A 19,381-nucleotide genomic window follows, 5' to 3' on the forward strand; every position below is an offset into this window, starting at 1 on the left:
TTGGAACGGCTCGTCCGCGGGTGGCACGACCTCGAGAAGAAGGCCGGCTCGAGCGCGGTCATCGACTTCGACTGTGCGCCCCATGTCGTCGGGGATGACGTCGAGGACAGGTTGGATGTTCTCGACCGTCTCGTCGCGTTGCGGTCCGAGGTCCACGGGGACGACGTCGGTGCCGTCCTGGACGCCCACCTCGCCTACCTGCGGGCGTTGCTCGGCGAACGACTCGACCTCACCGAGTACGTCGACCTCACCCAGGGCTCGCCCACCAACGGCTGGTCGCCCGACTATGTCGCTGCGGTCGGCGACGTCGCGCGCCGCGCTCTCGCGGACGTCGATGTCGCGTGGGACGAGCAGACGCGGACTGCTTTCGACGCTTTGAGCCCCACCGTGCCGGCGGAGGACGCCGGCGACGTTATCCGCGATTACGCGCGCGAGTACGAGGCGCAGGTCAGGAGTCTGACAGGGGCGGAGACCACCTTCGAGCTCGACGTGGAGACGGTGGAGGTCGACGCGTACTGGTCGTACTGGCTGGACGGCGAGGGCCGACGAGCTCGGCTGCGGATCAACCGGCGCAACGCGTCCTTCACCCAGGTCGACGCCTACCGCTTCGCGCTCCACGAGGTGCTGGGGCACGCGCTGCAGTACGCCAACCTCACCGACGTCTCCGAGCACGCCGAGACTCCCTGGCCCCGACAGCTAGCCATCCACTGCCCTCATCAGGTGCTCTTCGAGGGCCTGGCGCAGGTCCTTCCTCTCGCGGCGAGCCCGGACGACCCTCTCGTGCGGGCGCGGACCCGGCTCGACCACTACGTGCAGCTCGTCAACGCCGAGCTCCACCTCATGATCAACGCCGGTGCCAGCGCGTCGGCCTGCCGTGACCACGCGCTGTCGAGGTTGCCGTTCTGGCGACCGGCCGACGTCGCATCCGCCCTTCGCGACCGGTCGCTCGATCCCCAGCTGCGCTCCTACCTTTGGGCGTACCCGGCCGGCATCGACTGGTTCCTCAATGTGCACGATCACGGCGGTAGCCTCCTCGCGGAGGTTCTGCATGCCGGTTATCAGCGACCGCTTGTCCCGCGCGAGCTCGAGCAGCTCTGGCCCGCCGGACCGCGGATCGGCGGGAACGCCTGACCTGTTCGTCTACGGCACCCTCGCGCTCGACGACGTGGTGCGGACGCTGATCGACCGTGTTCCGGCGAGCGAGCTGACGAGCGCCCCGGGGTGGCGGGCAGCGCGGCTGCCGGACCTGCCGTATCCGGGCCTCGTCCGCGATCCCGAGGCAGAGGCGTCAGGTCGGGTGTACACGGACCTCAGCGAGACCGAGTGGAGCGTCCTCGACGCCTTCGAGGACCCGACGTACTCGGTCGAGGTCGTGCACCTGACGTCCGGGCGATCAAGCCTCGCCTACGTCTGGCCCGACGAGGTGCTGGCCGACAGCTGGACAACGGGCTCGCTGGAGGGCGCCGACATGCAGGCCTACCTCGAGCGTTGCGCCCGCTGGCGCTCCGGCTGGGAGGCCCGCAGCGGGAGTGGCTGAGCTCCGCTTCACCCGCTCGCGCGACATGTCGGTGTCGTCTCCCTGTCGATGTCGGTGGTGCTTCCTACCGTTGCCTGCGTGCCCGAGGACTCGCCGCAGGGAGAAGACGCCCGCCCGCTCACCGTGCTCGAGCGGCTCGTGCGAGCCGGCATCGAGGAGGAACGGGCGCGCACCTGGATCCACTCGGGTGGTGCTCGCGTCGATGGCGAGCCCGTGACTGATGTCGACTACCCGGCCGAGCCTCCCCGCCGCGTCGTCCTCTACCCCGCGTGACTCCTGAAGTCCTGTCGCTCTCCGCGCGTCTCACCGGTCGGTGCTGACGCGAGCTGTTCGAGGAAGCGGTCGAGACCGACGCGGTCGTACAGGTCCTTGGCGTCCTCTCCGGGCTCGCCGACGAGCACGCGGGCGTGGGGCAGGGCGGCGACGAGGCGGTCGAGGCAGGCGAGCCCAGCGTCGTCGTGGTCGGGGAGGATGACGACGTCGGCGCCCTCGAGGACCCGGGTGAGGGTCTCGACGGGTGGGCTGCCGGCACCGCCGGCCCAAGTGGTCGCGTAGACGCCGTGCAGGGCGTCGCAGGAGGACTCGCTCTCGCAGAGCACGACCGTCTCGCCGGCCGCTGCCGCCATACGGACCTCGTCCTCGCGGTAGAGGGGCAGGTCGACTTCGCGCGTGCCGAGCAGTCCGGGGACCCACTCCCCTCGCGCGTTCCGCGACTCCCACCGCATGGTCTTGGAGCCGTCGGCTCGGCGCAGCCGTTGCTTCGCGTGGTCGGGGCCGTAGCGGTGCCAGGCCTCGTGGCGGTAGCCGGCCGTCTCCGGGTGGTCGGAGTTCTTGAGCTCCGGCCATTCCCGGCGCAGCCCGCGGAGGTGGACGTAGCGGCTGGGGGTGATGCGTGGCGGCCGCTGAAGGTGGTTGGGGCGAAGCCCGAGGGCGCGCAGGACGGCGGTGACCGAACAGCCGGCGTGGCAGTGGAGCCAGGCGCCCCGATCGCCGTCGCGACGGCCGAGCGCCAGGGCGGCGGAGTGCAGCCCGGTGTGTCCGTGCGCGGGGCACTGCCACTTGCGGCCGGTACGGCGACAACCCATGGCCGCGAGCACCTCACCGAGCCAGTGTTCGGGCGAGGGCGTCGGCGTGCCGGGACTGCTGCGTTGGCGGGGGAGACGCGTTGTCGGGCTCGTCGTGGTGCGGGCCTCGGTGTCGGTCATGACGTTCTCCTCGGGCTTGTCGGGAGGGTTCCCTGTCGAGCGGTCTCGACGCGCGTACGTGGAGTCGGGGCTCGGGGCGATGGGTGGAGGCGTGCTGTCTGCCTCCACCGCCCAGCGGGCGCGCCTCGGGCTGCGGAGGCTCGCGGTCCAGGGGCCGGACGCAGTCCGGTCGCGCCGCGACGCGTAGCGCCCTTGACCGCGAGGGCGGCCCGATCAAGCTCCCCCCGGGCCCCGACAGAGATCAGGGCAGCGTTGCGCAGCGGCTCCGCCGTCGGCCCTGAGGGCCGCTCGGCCCGGGCGGCCTTAAGCCCGTCACCCGACACGGACGTGATCGCGGACGAACTCGGCGACGGCGAGGGCTTCGAAAGCATCAGCGGCGGTCGTGTCCCAGGGGGCCAGGCCGGCGAGCTCCTCGCTGGCGATCGGATCGCCATCGAGGGCGGCAGCGAAGAGCCGACCCACGTAGCAGCGTCGCGGCGAGGCCGTGTCGTCTTCCGAGCTACCAGCCGGGGTGGTCGGCGGGATGTGGTCGTAGCGCATGTCGGTTGGAAGGTCGGAGCCGCGCTCGGGTTCCTCGGCCGCACGGCCCTGTGGACAGGGACCTCCGGGCGGCGCCCTCTTCATAAGGGCGCCACCCGGAGGTTCAGAGCGGGAACCGCAGACCCTGCGCAGCGGCCGCCGCGCTCATGGCGGCGCGGGCGCGGGCCCGACGGGACTTGAGGGTGCCCTCGGCGACGTCGAGGCGGGAGGCGGCCGTACCGATGTCGAGGCCCTGCAGGTCGACGATTTCGACGGCAGCCCGCTGCGCGGGAGTCAGCACCGCGAGCAAGTCGTCCAGGACCGCGGTCGCGTCCGTCTGTTCGACCGTTCCGGTGGCATCAGAAGGACCGTCGAGAGAGCGCCGCATCTCGGTGGCGACCTGTGCCGGGTCGCCGAACAGCTCAGCCGGGCGGGACTGGGCCCGGCGGGTCGCATCGAGGGCGGCATTGTGCGCGATACGGTAGAGCCAGGTGCCGACGGCGGCATCCCCGCGGAAGGTGTCGGCCTTCGTCGCCACCTTGATCCAGGCGTTCTGCACCGCGTCGTCGACCTCCCCGCGCGCGCCCAGCACGCGACGGGCCGCGCCGACCATGACGTCGTGGTACCGGGTCGCCAGCACCGCCAGCGCGCCTCGGTCGCCGTGCTCGGCGTAGGCGCTCAACAGCTCGCGGTCCTCCCGCTCGTCGTCGGCGGACGCAGCGACGCATCCGGTCGTGGGCGTCGTTGCCTTCGCCCCGCTGGCCAGGTCGCGCGGCTGGCTCGTCGCCTCGGCGTGCACCGCCCCCGGCTGGCTCGGCTCCGGCGTGCTCCGCTGCGGCGCGGGGTCTACGTCGTCAGGGCGGAGGAACGGCGCGGGAGGAGCGGTCGGTGGGGTGAGAAGTCGCGCGCAGTGGGTCCAGACCTCGGCGAGTCGGCGGGCGGCCACGCGATCGCAGATCTGCCAGAGCACCGGTCCGACGCGCACCCAGACGTGGGCGGGAAGGATCTGGCCGCTGATCTTGCGGCGGGGCTGGTAGCCGACGGAGCTGGCGGCCGGGGTGCCGTACCGAAGGAGAAGGGTGGGTGGGTACGTGCCGGGCTCGATGCCCAGCCAGGTCAGCGATGCGGTCCAGGCGAGCTGCTGGCGCTCGGCCAGGGCCAGGGCATCGGTGAAGGCTCGCGCGATCCCGGCCGCAGCGTCGCCGGTGGTGACGTAGGTCAGCGTGTCCCCTGCGCGGACACCGATCTGTTGGGACGGGGTGCCGTAGTGGTGTGCGAACGCCTCGGTGGCGAGCCGTCCGGCCACGCGGGTGGTGACCGAGCGGATGACCGAGGTGTGCGAGCTGGGGTCGACGGACATGCGATCCTCCCGGGCTATGCCGGGGCTGGTGGGCCCCGGGGCGATGGGTGGAGGCGCCTGCTGCCTCCACCGCCCGAAGGGCGCCGAGCGGGCCGCCGAGGCTCGCGGTCAAGGGCCAGCCGGAGGCTGGTCGCGCAGCGACGCGCAGCGCCCTTGACCGTGAGGAACGGCCCGATCAAGCTCCCGGGGCCCTCCAGCGCCGGCCGCCGCGCAGCGGCGTCGATCGCGCGCCGCAGGCGCCCCGGCCGCCCGGCCATGAGGAGCGCCGCGCAGGCGGCGCGTACCGGCCAACAGGCGGGCCTGCTTCGGCGACAGGTGGGCCTGCGGGCAGGGGCCGGGACGCCCGTGTTGGCCGGCCATGCCACGCTGGGGGCGTTCCGCGCTTCCCCCGCAGACGGGCTCTCTTCCGTCCTGTCCAGGAGGTGCTAGTGGTCCAGCCCGCAGAGCTCCGGCGCCGGGAGCAGCGTCGGCTCGAGGCCGAGCAGATGATCGAAGCCGCCGAGATGGTCCGCGAGCGCGGGCCGGGCGGGTTCGCCGGCCTGGACCGCGAATCGGCCGACGCCTTGGGCGCGCTGCTCGAGACGCTCGCCGCGGACTGGCGCGAGCGCCCGCCATCACCGCGGGTGTGGGAGCACGCCGCTCGCGCCGCGCAGCGTCTGGTGCACGACCCGATCCGCGAGCCCGCGCCGCAGTTCCCCGGCCCGCTGCCCGCCGGCTACGAGAGCCCGCTCCGCGACAAGACCGACTACCCGCTCTAGCTCGCGGTCGTGCCCGGCCGTGCCCGGTCGTGCCGGGTCATGCCGGGCAGGCCCGCCACCGCCGGGATGGTGTAGGTGCCGTGCATGCACGCCCCGCCGCCGGGACACGATGTAGGTGACGGTGCGCCTGCCGTCGATGGTGTAGAGCTGGTAGTTGTGCGTGTCGCCGCCGATCGCGGCCCACGCGGGCTCGCGGTGTCCCGCACCACGTCCGACGGGCACGGTCCGCTCGTCCTGTCACCGTTGACGTAGATCGGCTTGCCGGTGACCTGGGCTCGGGGTCCTGAGTGGACACGCGCTGCACCCAACGGTGCTGCTCGGGTCGATGCGCCCGCCGATGCCGGTGTCGATGCACATGTAGCGGACCTGGCGGGTGTCGATCGCGAAGTACGGCGCCGGCTGCGGGGTGCGCGCCGCGTGGGTGGGTACGGGGAGGACCTCGCGCATCGCGTCGAGCTCGGCACGTTCCGACGGCGCGTCGCGGGCGCCATAACCACGACGCCAGCCGGCCCCGCAGCCCCCGGCGGGAACGACACCCGGAGCGGGGTTCGGCGAACAGGTCGCCGAACTGGACGAGGACGCCGCGCAGGCCGTCGTACCAGTCGTGGTTGCCGGGCGCGGCCCATAACGGGAAGGCGAGAGGTGGCGGTAGGGCCAGAAGAATTTGTCTGGGTAGTCGCCGATGCTGCTTGCCGGGTAGATGACGTCGCTGCAGATCACTCCGAAGACCACACCGTCGGCCGCCGCCTTGAGCGCGGGCACCACGACTTACTGCGACAGGTCGCCCTTGCCCGGGTCGCCCAGCACCAGCACGGCGCCGTCGCTCCGGGACCGGTCGACGATGAAGTCAGTCGAGCTCCCCTCGCGCTCCGCGCACTCCCGAGCCGCGGAGACCCACCGGCCACGCTCGCCTGGGACCGGGTCACCGAAGCCCGCGACGATCTGGATCCGGGCGGCCCAGAGTGTGCGCTGGTGCAGCCACGACGTCGGCTTCCGCGTCAGGTGCTCGCAGTTCTCCTGCGCCCACGTGGGGGCTCGCAGTCACCGACCCGGGGTCGTCGGCGACGGACGGGCCTTCCCGCCGTAGCCGATTGTGATCTTCACGCGATTCCTCCCGGCGAGCGGCAGGCGAGAGTTAGGCGAGTGAGTGGAGAAACGCCCAGTTCGTGCCGAGAGGCGTGCCACGCCGGGGTGTAAGCCGCGGCTCTGGTGGGCGGGTGGAAGAACGCTACTACGACATGTAGGAGGAGCCGGACGCAGCCGGCCCCTCCTACATCCCTCCACGAGCGTAGTTAGCTCGCGAGCGGCAGCTCCGAACTCGCCGCCTCGCCTTCGTGGGAACCGTCGTCGGGCACATCTCGCACGACCACCCGGTCCCGCGCGTCGTCCACCGACACGATCTCGACGTCGACGATCTCACCGCGCTCAACCTCACCGGCGTTGAGGTCCGCGCGGAGCTCGGGGGTCATGTAGCGGCAGTGCAGCATCGCCGGCCGGACGCGGCCGGGCAGCCGCACCAGCACGTACCCTCCCTGTCCCTCGGGCACGGCCTTGACGACCTCGCCCTCGAGGAGCTGCCCGACGCGCAGGCCCCCTTCACCGCCGCGGCTCTCGGGCGACGACGCCGGTGCGGCCGCACGGCCGGACACCGCGTGCAGGTGCAGCGCGACTCGCCGCCTCTCGACGTCGACCCTGGCCACCGTCACCTCGACCGTGTCGCCCGGCGCCAGCGTGCGGCTACCCAGCGCGCTCACGTGCACCAAGCCGTCGATGCCGTGGGCTAGCGGGACGAAGGCCCCCAACTTGTCGGCGGTCCGCGCCACGGTGCTGGTGAACGTGCGGCCCTCGGGGAACTCTGCCTGGATCAGCGGCCACGGGTTGGGGGTGCCCGCCAGGAGCGTGTACTTCATCCCGCCGCTGGTGTCGACGTCGAAGGCGCCGCTGAGCTGGTCGCCGACGGCGAACCGGCGCGTCATGTCCGGAACGATCCGGTCGTACTCGACGTCGGCGTTGCCGAGCACCCCCCGGCGTCCGTCGCCGGTCTCGATGACGATGAACTCCTTGGCCGTGTTGATGACGCGCGCGGGCACGGGGTCCGTGCCGCCCGCCGCCATCGGCACGAGCGCCATCTCCACCCAGGGCTCGAGCGCGACCGCCTCGAGCTGCCGGCTCAGCTCTTGACGCATGCGGTGGACGTCGGCGAAGTGGGCGCTGTAGGCGATGTGGCGCATGCTGCCGCGGACGTCGGTGGGGATGTCGTCCGGCTGCTGGGTCAGGTGGATCATCTTCTTGCCGATCAGGTGACCGAAGCCGAACTCCAGCGCCACGTTCGGCGACCGCGTGGTCCAGTCGATCAGCACGATCGCGGCCTGCTGGAGCCCGCGCCACATCGCGGTGAGCACGGACTGCGGACCGTAGATCGAGTCGGCGCGGACGGGGACCATGCCCACCGCCGTGATGATCGGGCGCAGTTCCTGTTCGTAGTACTGGTCGAAGTCGAACAGGGTGCCGTCGTCGAGCTGCTTCACCCCGTAGGGCATCACGACGAACACGTGGCCCTCGCGGGGGCGTTCGTCGCGCATGAGCGTGTTGGTCATCGACGTGCCTTCCGAGACCGGCCCGTGGTTCGGGCCGCTGCGACCGACCCTCGTCCCCTGCGCCTGAGTTCTCGATCGTCGCGAGGCTGAGTTCAGGGCTTGGCTCGGCCGCCCGCTCAATCGGGGTGAAGCTGCGGCTCAGCCACGCGCCGCACCCGTAAGAGAACCGCCGATGCGATGGCTAGGCTGGCCCGGGCGGTGAGCGGACCCATCGCCCCGAGCCGGACGGGTGGGTCGAGGTGAGGCGATGAGCATCGCGGCTGTGGCGGCGCTGGTGGAGCGGTTTCTCGTCGACCCCGCCACCGCCGAGTTCGGCCCGTACGAGCTGCTCGCGGACGACGACGAGGAGCGGCCAATTGAGGAACTCCTCGCCGGCCGCTGCTACCACCTGCGGATGATCGACGTCCGCGAGGAGCGGACTGTCGATGTGCAGGTCTTCCTGGGCATCGGCGACATTGGCGGCCTGCTCTGGGAGCAGGACATCCGCGCCCTGCTGCGGATGTCGGGCTCGCGGCATCCGGCACTGCCCGAGGTGCTGGACGGCGGTTACCGAAGCGCGGACGACACGGCGACGATTGGCCACGACGTTGCGGGGATGGCGTTCGTCGCCACGCGCGGCAGCGATCGAACCGCAGCCGCAGCGGCCGAGCGCAGGTGGCTTCGGGAACACCCGCGTGAGGCATTGCGACGCTTCCGCTCGCTCGCCGACGGGCTGGCAGTCCTGCGCGGGCTCGGTCTGGCGCACCGTAACCTGTGCCCGCGGGCGATCGACGTGCACGCCGACCACAGTCTGCGCCTAGCTCGGTTCGAGCTGAGCGCGCTAGTCGACGACATCTTCCGTGCCACCCTCGACAGCTCGGTGCGCGCCGACGGCCTGCGCGGGCTGTTCCTCGGCGACACGTCTGGGCTGCGCTACGCCCCCCCGGAGCGTGTCGCCTTCGCGCTGGCCGTCGACGCGGACAACGACCTGATCGAGAGCGACCACTCGGACGTCTTCAGCCTCGCGGCGGTCGTCTGGGAGTGGTTACTCGGCGAGTTCCCCGACGACGTACTCCCTGGCCCAGTCGATGGGCTGCTCGACGCCGAGCGGGCCGCCCATCTGCATCAGGAGTACCTGGCTTTCCACCGCTACCTGCGAGACACGGTCGGCCGCGCCGATAGCATCCCACCAGATCTGGCTCAGATCCTCGTCCGGATGCTCGACCGGGACCCGGACCGTCGGCCGACGGCCGACGATGTCGTCAACCTCCTGTCCGCCGGTTACGACCGCATTCTCGCGACGTGGGAGGACCGGACGAGCGATCGGGCGCACATGGTCGTGTTCATGCCGACCGAGAGCGCGGAGACCATCTTCCGGTGGGGCCTGATCAGCGAGCATCCAGCTACCGCAGATGGCCGCGATGAGCTGGCGGCGTTCATCACCTCCGACCTGCGCGGCGCGATGATGACGTACGCCCCGGATGGCGCGGACCCATTCGTTCGGGGCGGGGACAGGGGCCTCAAGCGCGCGGCCACCCAGCTGCTGCGCGGTCAGGAGGTCCTCTGGTTCTGCGACCTCTACAGGCCTCGCGACCGCGACAACAACTTGCTCGCGCCGGTGGAGACGGCGCTTATCATCAAGTACGCGGTGCAGCAGTCCCAGCCGTGGGTCGAGCGGAGATTGCGCGACCTCGACTGGCTCGGCACCCGGGCCGTGCCTGAGGTCGACCTCGTGGCCGATGACATCGACCATCGCGCGATGGTGCGGAAGCTGCGGGATCGCCCGCACTGGGGCTCGCTCATCGAGTCCACCGCGCCGGTCGACGACAGCTCGCCGCATGAGCTGCAGTACCGGCGGGCCATCGACTGGCTGCTCGACTACCAGGACGTCGAGCTGCGGGCCCGCCAGTACCCGTTCGTCTGCATGGAGGGCACGGAGCGGGGGGACGTGGTCGTGCGGTTCGACGCCGACCGCGACCAGGACGTCGTCGTCACCTCGCCGCTGTTCGTCAAGTTCGCCGCCACGCCGGCCCTGCGCCCCGAGTTCGGGGACTTCTTCGAGCGCTTGGAGAACGACGACGGCGGCATGGATGTCGACGTGATCGAGGACCGGTCGGGCCGCCCCGGTTCACGGCGGGCGGTCGCCGAGGCCCAGGTGGTCCGTCGCGATGGGCCGGACCGCGTCGTGCTCCGCCGCAAGCCCGGAAGTGCGCCGGTCCCGGAAAAGGGCTGGCTGCGGTCTCGGGACGACCGCGGGACGGCCGTCGCGCTGGACCGCCAGCGGGACGCCGCGTACGAGCTCTTCCGGTTCCGGACGCTCACTTCTCAGCTACGCAACCCGCGGACGATCCGCACCTTTGAGCACCACTGGGCCGACGCGGGCGCCGACCTCGCCGGCGACGGCGGCGACGCCGTTCGCGAGATGCTCGTCTGCGAGCCCTTCGCCGCGATCCAGGGACCGCCGGGCACTGGCAAGACCCGGGTCGCCGCCACGGCGATTGCCGCCTACCTCGACCGGCACCCCACCGCCCGCGTCCTGGTTTCGGCGCAGTCCAACTACGCCCTCGACAACCTGGCCGCCGGCGTGCTGCGGGCGATCGGCGCCACCGACACGAACGGCCGGCCCACCGACGAGGGGCACAGCCATGTGTCGCCGATCCCACTGCGCGTCGTATCCCGGGCGGTCGGCGCACTCGACCGGGTTGCCGACGACGTCGAGCAGTGGACCCGGTCTCCGCTGGCCGACCGCCAGCAGTCACGGCTCCATCGGCACGTCGACGGCGTCCTCCACGATCGGGAACGGCGCCTGTCCGAGGGCCTGCGGTCGGTGCTGAAGGACTGGCAGGAGCTGCTGGCGCCGGGCGGTGAGTCCGTCCTGCCGGAGCTGAGCGACCGTCTGCACCGCGGCGCCAACCTGATCTTTGCGACGTGCGCTACGTCTACTCCGGACCTGCTGTTCCCGAACGCGGCGGTCGTGTTCGACTGGGTGGTCGTGGAGGAGGCCGCGAAAGCGTGGCCCACCGAGCTGGCCATCCCCCTTGTGCGCGGCCTGCGGTGGACGCTGATCGGTGACCACTTCCAGCTGCCCGCGCACAGACGCACCGACGTCGAGCGGTTCCTCGACTCGTGCATCGCCGACCCCCACGAGGGCATCGCCCTCGTCGGCGAGGAACGCGACCGCTACCTCGCCGCGCTCGACCTGTTCGGCAGCCTCTTCACCGAGGACCGCACGGCGTCGCGCAACCCGCCGCCATTGAAGCGTATGGCCACCCAATTCCGGATGCGCAAGCCGATCGGCGACCTGGTCAGTCGCGTGTTCTACCCCCTTGAGCCCCAGCCGACCGGGGAGGGGCGCCCGACCGATGGCCTGCCAGCCGGCGGGCTTGAGACGTTCTGGGACCCGGACCCGGATCGCCGGATTCCGCCGATACGACTGCGCAGCCCGCGCGAGCTCGACGGCGAGTCGCTGGTCTGGCTCGACACCGCGGGCATCGCGAGCTGCCGCGACCACACGCGCTGGTACAACGCGGGAGAGGCGGCGATCGTGGTGCAGCTGTTGCAGCGCCTCCAGCCGTTCCCGCGGCCCCAGGAGGACGGCTACGGAGACTCGCCTCTGGCCATCCTCAGCCCGTACCTCGAGCAGAAGAGGCTGCTGTCGGGGAACAGTCTCGCGGCACCCCACCTGTCCACGATCCACGCCTTCCAGGGCCGCGAGGCCGACATGGTCATCGTGTCCCTGGTCCGGGACACGGCCCGCGGCCACGTCGAGGGCGCCCCATCGGCACAAGCATCGCTTGGTCACCTGACACAGCAGGAACTCATCAACGTCATGTTCTCGCGTGCCCGGCGCCAGCTGGTCATCGTAGGGCGGTTCGACCATTACGCGTCCGTGGGCGACCAGGACGGCTTCTGGCCGAAGGTCTGCCGGGCCGTGCAGATGTACGGCACGGTCCTGTCGGCGCGCGAGCTGTTCGGCGACCTGCCACCGCTGGTGGTCGCGCCGCGGGAGGCCGTCGAGGAGCGGGCCGCGGCCCGGGCCTCGTCGTGACCGCCGGGCGGACCGTTACGGTCTACGTTCCGTGCGACGTCGCGTCGGTGCGGGTGCGCCTCGGCTTCGAAGACGCGGTCACCCCGATGGAGCGGATCGTCCTGAGGACGGTGCACGCGGGCGTGGACACCCTGCACCAGCTGGCTGACGTGCTGGGCCTGAGCAGCCGCACGACCCTCGACGTGGTCCAGGACCTCTGGCACGCCGGCTATCTGCGGCTGGTCCGGGCCCACGGCGGGGTGACGGTCACCGACGCCGTCGCCCGGCACGTCGCCGAGGGCACGCTGGACAAGCTCAAGGCCTCGGAGACCGTCGACGACAGTCGCGAGGTGATGGTCGACAAGCTGTCCGGGTACCTGATGCCGGCCAGGGGCGCGCGCGCGCCCGCGGAGCGGCGCTTCGCCGTGCCGGTGGACCACCAGCGGATTCGCATCGGCGACTCGCCCGTCACCGACGTGCTCGACGCGGTCGAGCGCGGTCTGCTCGACGAGAGCCGCGAGCAGCGCGACGACGAGGTGCGGCGGCGGTTCGGGGAGACCCGCACGCGTCGCGTCATCAGCGCCCGGCTCTCCCCCGACCAGGTCGCCTCCGCCGGCCGCCGCTGGCTGCCGCTCGACGTGCGGTCAAGCGTTGATCCCGAGACCGACCGGCTCGTGGTCACCGTGGTAGGCGACGTCCTGCCACCGAGCCGGCGCCAGGCCGCGTCCCAGGCTCTCACGCTGCTCGCCGAGCGCCACCCGAACACCGAGTTCGCCCAGGCGCTGCGGGGACAGTCCGCACCGCAGCTGGCCGACGCCCCGTCTCTGGCCTGGTCGGTGTCGCGCATGCGCGAGCAGGCCGTAACCGCCGCCGAGATTCCGGCGGGGCAGCGCCGGAACTGGCACCTGTCGCTGTGCGACCTGGCCCGCCGGCTTGACGGGGTGTTCGAGGACCAGGTCGACCGCGAGGTCGAGATTCAGGCGCTCGACGGGCCCATGCAGGAGGCCGCGCTGCGGGAGCTCATCCGCAGCGCCAAGTTCCAGCTCGTCCTGACCTGCCCCTGGATCCGCTACCCGGCGCTCGCTGCCTTGAGCGACGAGCTGCGTGAGGCCCTGGCCCGGGGCGTGCAGGTCGTCGTGCTGTGGGGGATCTCCTACGACCAGCGGCTCGACGAGGACGAGCGCGTGCGCAACCTGCTCTACTCCCTAGAGCTGAGCGCACCGGCCGGGGCTGGCTCGAGGACACCGCTGTTGGTGCCGAAGACGTCGTCGCGCACCCACGCCAAGATCGCCGTCGCCGACGACCACAGCGCGCTGGTCACCAGCTGGAACATGCTCAGCTCCGCTCAGCCGGGCAGCGAGGCCGGGGTGCGGGTCACGGCCCCGGGCGGCGGGAGCTGCCGCACGGTCCGCGACCTGCTCGTCTGGGCACGCCGCACGGTGCCCGGTTACGAGATGAGCCGGTCGCTGCTCACCACCGAGCAGGACTTCGCCCTGCGTCGGCCCCCGGTCTCCCGCGACGAGCGCCCCGTCCGTGAGCCGGCCGTGCCACCCGGCACGTTCACCCCGCCGCCCGAGCCGTCCGACGACGAGGGCGAGGCCGCGCTCGCGGCCGCGGCCGCGTGGAGCGGGCTGTGGGTCGACCTGGCCGACCGGGTGGCCACGCACGTCGCCGCTCGCGCCCACCCGGCCGCCCAGGTCGTGGTGGACGGGGCCCACCGCGACATCCTGCGGCAGGCGCTGCGCTCGGCCCGACGCCGGCTCGTGGTGACCTCGGACCAGCTCGACGGGCAGATCGTCGACGATCGGTTCGGTGCGGCGATCGGGGAGCTGCTCGATCGGGACGTCGAGGTCACGGTCATCTATCAGCGGCTGCGGGACGAGTCGGTCGCCGCGCGCGAGGGCGGGCGCCGCTCGGGGGTCGAGCGGATACTCCACGAGCTGGCGCGCTCCCCCTCGATGCAGGTGGTGCGCGACGAGAACCACGCCAAGGTGCTCGTTTGGGACGACGAGGTGCTGCTGAGCAGCTTCAACTTCCTGTCGTTCGACGGGCAGTACGCGACGGCGCCGGCCCACCGGCAGCGCTCCGAGATCGGGCTGCGGCTGACCGGGCGTGCGGCGGCCGACGCCGTGGTGCGCGCGCTGGGCCTGCAGGCCGAGGTGGGCCGCGAGCCGGAGCGCGACCGCCCCGACCCGCCCGCCGCTGGGCCCGATCGCGCATTTCTCGCCGCCCAGCTCGTCCTCAACGACGTGGCGGCCGGCCTCCGCCCGGCCGACGCCGTGGCGCGGCACCTCGAAGCCGACGCGGCGTGGGAGACGCTCGACCGACTAGTCGGGATCGCCGGGCGCGAGGTGCTGCGGCCCGCGGTGGCGCTCTGCCTGGACCAGTTTGGGACGGCGACCCTGCCGGTTCGCCGCGAGCGCTGGCTCCGCTGGCTCGTCACCGACCTGTGGAACGACGGCGAGGACGTCGAGGCGATGGTGTTGCGGATCGTGATCCCTGATGAGTGGTTTCGCCCGCGGCCGACCCTCACCGTCCTCGCGGCCGCCCGGGGCGGCCCGCACACCGACAAGGCACTCGAGCGCGCGCTGGTGCTGCTGGACTCGCCGTCGCCGGCCGTCGGGCCGGGCGCCCCAGCGGTAGAGCGGCGCGAGCTCTGGTTCGCTGAGCGCACGGCAGTCGTGGCCATTGCGCTCGAGCAGGCGCTGCTCGGGCAGGGCGGCGCGGTCGCCACCGACATGCTCCAGTTCGAGCGGCAGGACGCCGTCGCCGATGCCGACGACTGCCTCGACGCGTCGTGGGTCGGCCTGATCGAGGCGGCCCTAACCTTCGCGGAGGAGTCGGACGGCCGGCCGCTACCCCTGTCGACAATCCTCGACGACCTTCATGGGCACCACGACCAGGAGGCGCGCGCGCAGGCCTGGATCGCCCTGGAGGTGTCGCTGGCCAGAGCGGAGGGGACGAACCTGAACAACGCCGCCAGCCTGCGCACCCACATGCACCTGTTCAACCGCCCCGACGGCGTGTTCGCTCGGCTGAAGGAGGCCGTGGTCGCCCGCGACCCGGCGGCGGTGCGGGCCTGGCTGGAGTCGGTGCCCCACCGCGACCCCGGCGCGATGATCGACGTCGCCGCCGCGGTCGCCGCGCCCGGCCAGGAACCGATGTACGGCACCTACCGGAAGCGCTACGTGCGGCTGCTGGCGAAGATCGGCGACGACGCGCGGCGGGTGTCCGCGCTCTCGGGCTCCGAGTCCGCCGACCGGGACGCGACCGGCGCCTCCGGCGACTCCGGCGACGCCGCCCTCGTGCCGCACGCTGAAAGGCTGGCGCGGGTCGTCGCCGATCTGTGGAACGCGCTGACCGAGCAGACCGAGCTAATCACCGGGCCCGAGCGCCGGGTGGTCGACGCGGTCCTCGACCGGTTCCGGGACGTCCGGGCCTGGGTGGAGCAACAGCACGGCTCGCCGGAGCGCGGCGCCGGAGGGGCAGCAGCCCGGTGACGGACGACCTGGTCGACGCGCTCCTGGCCGAATGGCCCGGTCGGTGGCGCCACCCCGCCCTCTCCGCCGAGCTCACTTCCGGCGGCACCCGGGCGGACCTCGATCGCGCCGCCAACCTGCTGGTCGCCAGCCTCGCCCGACCCCGGTCCTACGCAGAGAGCCTGGACGCGCTGCTGTCCGAGGGACGCTTCGAGATCGCCGAGACGCTGCTGCTGGACCTGCTCGAGCAGAGCCCGGCGCCCGACGCCGGGGGCGACCGCTGGCAGGCGGCCGCGGACCGGCTCGCGGCGGCCCGCGCCGACGCCCTCGCCGACCTGCGCCGCAGTTGGGCCGACCTGGAAAGCAAGGCGGCTGCGCTCGGCCTCGCTCCGGCCCCGGAGCCTCCGCTGGCAGCAGCCACGCAGCGCTCGCGCGACGATGGGCGGCAGCTGCTCGAGACGGAGATAAGGCGGGTCGGCGGCGCGGAGGAAGCGTTGGCGGTCGCCGTCGAGCGACGGATCGCCGAGGAGCTCGCCGCGTCGGACTCGGCGGGGTGGGCGACGTCCTGGGCCGAGGCGGTGCGGAACTGCATGCGCGCGGAGGAGTTCCGGGTGGTGCGGGAACTCCTGCGGGCCGGCCCGGGGGCGAGCGTCGACGCCGGCCCCCGCACGGTCGAGCCGCCCCCGCTGCGGTGGCCGTGGCCGGGTCACCCGGCCGACGAGGTCCTCGGGTGGTACCGGTCCACCGGACGGTCCCCGGGCCCGGAGTTCGAACGGTACCGGCCGCTGAGCACGGACGAGGCATGGCCGCGCCTGCTTGACGCCCTGGGCCGAATTCTCGGCCCGCTCGACGGACCGACGGTGCTCGACCTCGCGGTCGCCCTCGCAGCGCTGCTCGGGGAGCAGGCCGCACCCCCGGTCGAGGCGGTGACCGACGACCGCACCGGCCGGGTCGTCGGATACCGGACGCGGCTGTTTGGCCTGCATGACGCCCGCATGCCGGTCCTGCCGCTGCTCGGGCTCGAGGGCGTCGCGCTTTGGATCAGCGTCGACGACGACGGCGGTACGTCCGCCGTGGAGCCGATCGCCGTTGTCGATCCGGACATCGGTGCCCTCCCGGTCGTCTGGTTCCGGCCCTGCACCCGGGCCGCGCGCAGCGCCGCGGATCACGTCGCTGTGGTTGACCTCGCCGACCTGTTCCTCCTCGTCGCTCCGGACGCGCGTCGTCGAACGCCGAGCGCGACGACCCGGCGGGTCAACCTGCTCCGTCTGCTCGTGCCGCAGCTCGCGCCGACGATCGTGCTCGGCGGTCCGGCGCTGGACCTCGGGCCAGGAGCCGCACCGCGCGACTCATTGGCGTGGCTGTTCGACCTTTGCGGGCTCCGTCCAGACGGCCCAGTGCTCGACGGTGTCCTCCACGACACCGCTGGCCACCGCGTGGCGCTCCGCTGCGTGCTGGAGATGATGATGACGGACTCGCTCGAGACGGAAGAGGCCCGTGTCGGGCTGCCAGCCCTGCGTGCGATCCGCAGCTCTGAGCGGCACGCAGCGATCCGGGCGGCGCTGATCGCCCCGCTTGCCCATGATGCGGCCGCACGCACGGTGCTGTGGCTCGCGCTGTGGCCCGACGGCGACGACCCGCTGGAAGAACGGCAAGTCCTCGCCACCCTGAATCTCGTTGAGGTGCCGACCGAGGTGCAGGCGCGAATCTCGGAACACTTACACGTTTCCCGCGCGATCACGACCCTATGTGCGCTCGGCCTCTTACGTTGCCAGGATGGCGGGGTACGCCCGCCCGCCAGTGGGCTGCGGCTGATTCTTCGCGGCGACGACGACACAGTCCGGACCGCTGCAACCGAGGCGGTCATTGAGACGGCCGAGAGCATTCGCGTCTCCGCCCGGGCTGCGGCGGCCGTGCTGGGCGAGCGCGTTACGCACACCATCGGCCACAGCCTGGACAACCGTGTGACGGGAATCCGACGGGACCTAGAGCAAATGCTGTCTCGCACTGCTGATCCGCAGGACCGGGCCGCCCTAGAAGCGATCCGCCTCCGAGTTCAAGGGCTCGGCGGAGGCGCCTATGTCAACGCTTACGAGGCGGCCCTCGAACCGCCCACCCGGACCGACGTGACCGATGTCGTGCGTGCGGTGGTTGGGGAGGTTGATTGGAACACAGCCCGCCCGATCCGGATACGCTCCGAGATGGATAGCCCGGTGTGGGTGGTGGCCAACTCCTGGCTACTCAACGAAGCACTTACCAACCTCGTACGCAACGCTGAGGCCGCGCAGGAGGAAGCGGACGGCCCGTCAACGATCAGAATCCGTGTCGTAGTCCACGCCGCGCCGCCGCAACCGGCCAGCACGTTGCCGGTCCCTCCACCATGTGTGGCGGTCGAGGTCGCCGATGGCGGTCCAGGCTTTACGGCGGAGGCTCTGCGTCGTTACAGCGCCGTGCTGTACGCAGGTATCGACGCTGGCGAGATCACGTCGGCGGACGTGGTGGAGGGCCGAACGGGGACCGGCCTGCTGAGCACCCAGACCTGGCTGCAGGATTACGGTGGCACCCTCGAACTCGCTGGGCACTCCGACCTCGGCGGGGCGTGCGTCAGAATGTGGCTTCCGGTCGACGTGGACCCCACTCCCGGTGGAAGCGGCTGACCTGCTGCACGGCCACCTCGATCGGCCCATCGATGAGCACGGGGCGCAGCGCCTCCGCTGCGTGCCGACACTTGGCCAGCCGTCGGGCTGCGTCGGTAGACGAAGGGTTGAACCGCTGGTCGTCCTCGACGTGGAACAGGTCAGACCGGACCCATAGCTCCAGTCGCCTTCGATGGGCCTGTTCCCTGCGGTCGACGAGGGCGCGAGCCGCGTCAAGTAGGTGCGTCTCATTGAGCGCGCCCCCCAAGCCCGTCTTGTGCACCACCTCGAGCAAGCGGTACTTGGCCTGCAGGTCGACGTGTCCGCTCGCCGTCGGCGGCGGAGCGACCGTCATGAGCGTGGCTGGAATCTCGGTGTGTCTGCGAAGGAAATCCGCGATGACCGTGGTTCCGCGGTCATCGGTCAGGTTGGCCGTCAGGTGGCGGTCGATCAGCACTCCCTCGACGTCGAGAGACTCGCGCACGACGTTCCACCCCTCGATGTCCACGACTGGCTGGACGCGGAACTCCGAGTCGAGGATGGACCGCAGATCGGCCATGATCTCGTCTTCGATGACGAGCAATCGGGGCCGCTCGCGGCAGGCTCGCCGCACCCGTTCGAGCGTCTGATCCTCAGGGAAGAGCGCGACGAAACTGTTGAGCCTGGTCAGAGCAGCGCGGTCGCCATCGTCTAGCGCCAAGACGAGCTCGACCAGCCGTTCTCGGGCTCGCCGAACTTCGGCCCAAGGCCCCGCACGAGCGATCGCCGACCTATCCCATGGGTCGCCGCGCCACAGGCCCATCAGACGATCAAGGGCCGCGGGGTCCGGCCGGTCGACGAGCCGCCTCACGCCGCCAATGAAGGCGTCGGCATCAACGTACACACGAGCGCGGTCGAGCGCGTAGGGCTCGCGCTTCGGCCCACCTCCAACGATTGGGACGCGCTGACGTAGGGAGAGTACTCGCTGATAGACGTTGGTTCGGGTCACCCGATATGTCCCCGGGAGTTCCTCGACCAAGCGACCAGGGGAGATGCCCGCGGGTCCGCTGAGCGCAATCAGGGCGAGCGTGTCGCGCAGCTCATCGCCTAGAGGCAGTCGCGCTCCCTCGCGGGTTACGGTCATCTCGCCGAGAACCCTGACTTCCACCTCGACGTCCGCGTTGCGACCAGGCGGTGGCATATTGGCGAGGGTAGATGGCAGCCTCTGTCGCTGCCTTGCCGGCCCCTCCCGCGCGGGCGAGCCTGGGACTTTCGTCAAGCGCTGGGCAGTCTGACGTCGAAACG

Annotated in this window: 13 protein-coding genes; 7 read left to right on the forward strand and 6 right to left on the reverse strand. The window is 71.7% G+C overall.

All coding sequences use genetic code 11. The features are described from left to right. The 3 genes from ABD994_RS09900 (at nt 1) to ABD994_RS09910 (ending at nt 1,810) form a co-directional block, all read left to right on the forward strand. Entirely contained in the window at nt 1–1,131 is a 1,131-nt protein-coding gene (locus ABD994_RS09900) for a hypothetical protein (RefSeq protein ID WP_345413591.1), read from the forward strand. Continuing rightward, nucleotides 1,049–1,537 carry a gamma-glutamylcyclotransferase family protein gene (locus ABD994_RS09905; RefSeq protein WP_345413593.1) on the forward strand — a complete coding sequence of 163 codons (489 nt, stop codon included), beginning with the start codon at nt 1,049–1,051 and terminating at the stop codon, nt 1,535–1,537. The genes ABD994_RS09900 and ABD994_RS09905 overlap by 83 nt, the downstream gene beginning before the upstream one ends. Nucleotides 1,538–1,615: 78 nt before the next feature. After that, nucleotides 1,616–1,810, forward strand: coding sequence for a hypothetical protein (locus tag ABD994_RS09910; protein ID WP_345413595.1), 195 nt, complete (start codon nt 1,616–1,618; stop codon nt 1,808–1,810). Here the strand turns inward: ABD994_RS09910 and ABD994_RS09915 are convergent. The 3 genes from ABD994_RS09915 to ABD994_RS09925 all read right to left on the reverse strand — a co-directional run bounded on the left by ABD994_RS09915 (nt 1,798) and on the right by ABD994_RS09925 (nt 4,621). Then, on the reverse strand, nt 1,798–2,742 hold the full coding sequence (locus ABD994_RS09915; protein WP_345413597.1) for a hypothetical protein: 945 nt from the start codon (nt 2,740–2,742) through the stop codon (nt 1,798–1,800). The two genes, ABD994_RS09910 and ABD994_RS09915, sit on opposite strands and share 13 nt — an antisense overlap. Nucleotides 2,743–3,054: 312 nt before the next feature. After that, nucleotides 3,055–3,282 (reverse strand): hypothetical protein, encoded by a 228-nt coding sequence (locus ABD994_RS09920; protein WP_345413599.1) that lies wholly within the window; start codon nt 3,280–3,282, stop codon nt 3,055–3,057. Nucleotides 3,283–3,385: 103 nt separating this feature from the next. Continuing rightward, a complete protein-coding gene (locus ABD994_RS09925; protein WP_345413601.1) occupies nt 3,386–4,621 on the reverse strand; it encodes a sigma-70 family RNA polymerase sigma factor in 1,236 nt (411 codons plus the stop codon). A gap of 428 nt (nt 4,622–5,049) precedes the next feature. Between ABD994_RS09925 and ABD994_RS09930 the strand changes: the two genes are divergently transcribed. Next, on the forward strand, nt 5,050–5,379 hold the full coding sequence (locus ABD994_RS09930) for a hypothetical protein (RefSeq protein ID WP_345413603.1): 330 nt from the start codon (nt 5,050–5,052) through the stop codon (nt 5,377–5,379). A 237-nt stretch (nt 5,380–5,616) separates the two neighbouring features. Here the strand turns inward: ABD994_RS09930 and ABD994_RS09935 are convergent, their stop codons facing one another. Together ABD994_RS09935 and ABD994_RS09940 are read right to left on the reverse strand one after the other, a co-directional pair. Next, nucleotides 5,617–6,144 carry a hypothetical protein gene (locus tag ABD994_RS09935; RefSeq protein WP_345413606.1) on the reverse strand — a complete coding sequence of 176 codons (528 nt, stop codon included), beginning with the start codon at nt 6,142–6,144 and terminating at the stop codon, nt 5,617–5,619. 527 nt (nt 6,145–6,671) lie between these two features. After that, on the reverse strand, nt 6,672–7,976 hold the full coding sequence (locus ABD994_RS09940) for a S1 RNA-binding domain-containing protein (RefSeq protein WP_345413608.1): 1,305 nt from the start codon (nt 7,974–7,976) through the stop codon (nt 6,672–6,674). Between the two features lie 247 nt (nt 7,977–8,223). Here ABD994_RS09940 and ABD994_RS09945 point away from each other — a divergent pair, with 247 nt between their 5' ends. The 3 genes from ABD994_RS09945 to ABD994_RS09955 all read left to right on the forward strand — a co-directional run bounded on the left by ABD994_RS09945 (nt 8,224) and on the right by ABD994_RS09955 (nt 18,118). Further along, the gene (locus ABD994_RS09945; RefSeq protein WP_345413610.1) at nt 8,224–12,003 is read left to right on the forward strand and encodes an AAA domain-containing protein; all 3,780 of its coding nucleotides are present in this window, start codon (nt 8,224–8,226) and stop codon (nt 12,001–12,003) included. 86 nt (nt 12,004–12,089) lie between these two features. Further along, nucleotides 12,090–15,482, forward strand: a complete 3,393-nt coding sequence (locus ABD994_RS09950; RefSeq protein WP_345413612.1) for a hypothetical protein — start codon at nt 12,090–12,092, stop codon at nt 15,480–15,482. Beyond that, the gene (locus ABD994_RS09955) at nt 15,479–18,118 is read left to right on the forward strand and encodes an ATP-binding protein (RefSeq protein WP_345413614.1); all 2,640 of its coding nucleotides are present in this window, start codon (nt 15,479–15,481) and stop codon (nt 18,116–18,118) included. The genes ABD994_RS09950 and ABD994_RS09955 overlap by 4 nt, the downstream gene beginning before the upstream one ends. On the opposite strand, the gene ABD994_RS09960 is transcribed toward ABD994_RS09955, so the two are convergent. Then, entirely contained in the window at nt 18,066–19,277 is a 1,212-nt protein-coding gene (locus ABD994_RS09960) for an AfsR/SARP family transcriptional regulator (RefSeq protein WP_345413616.1), read from the reverse strand. The two genes, ABD994_RS09955 and ABD994_RS09960, sit on opposite strands and share 53 nt — an antisense overlap. Between the last annotated feature and the right edge of the window lie 104 nt (nt 19,278–19,381).

The organism is Actinomycetospora chlora, assembly GCF_039542135.1.
GTDB classification, from domain to species: Bacteria; Actinomycetota; Actinomycetes; order Mycobacteriales; family Pseudonocardiaceae; genus Actinomycetospora; species Actinomycetospora chlora.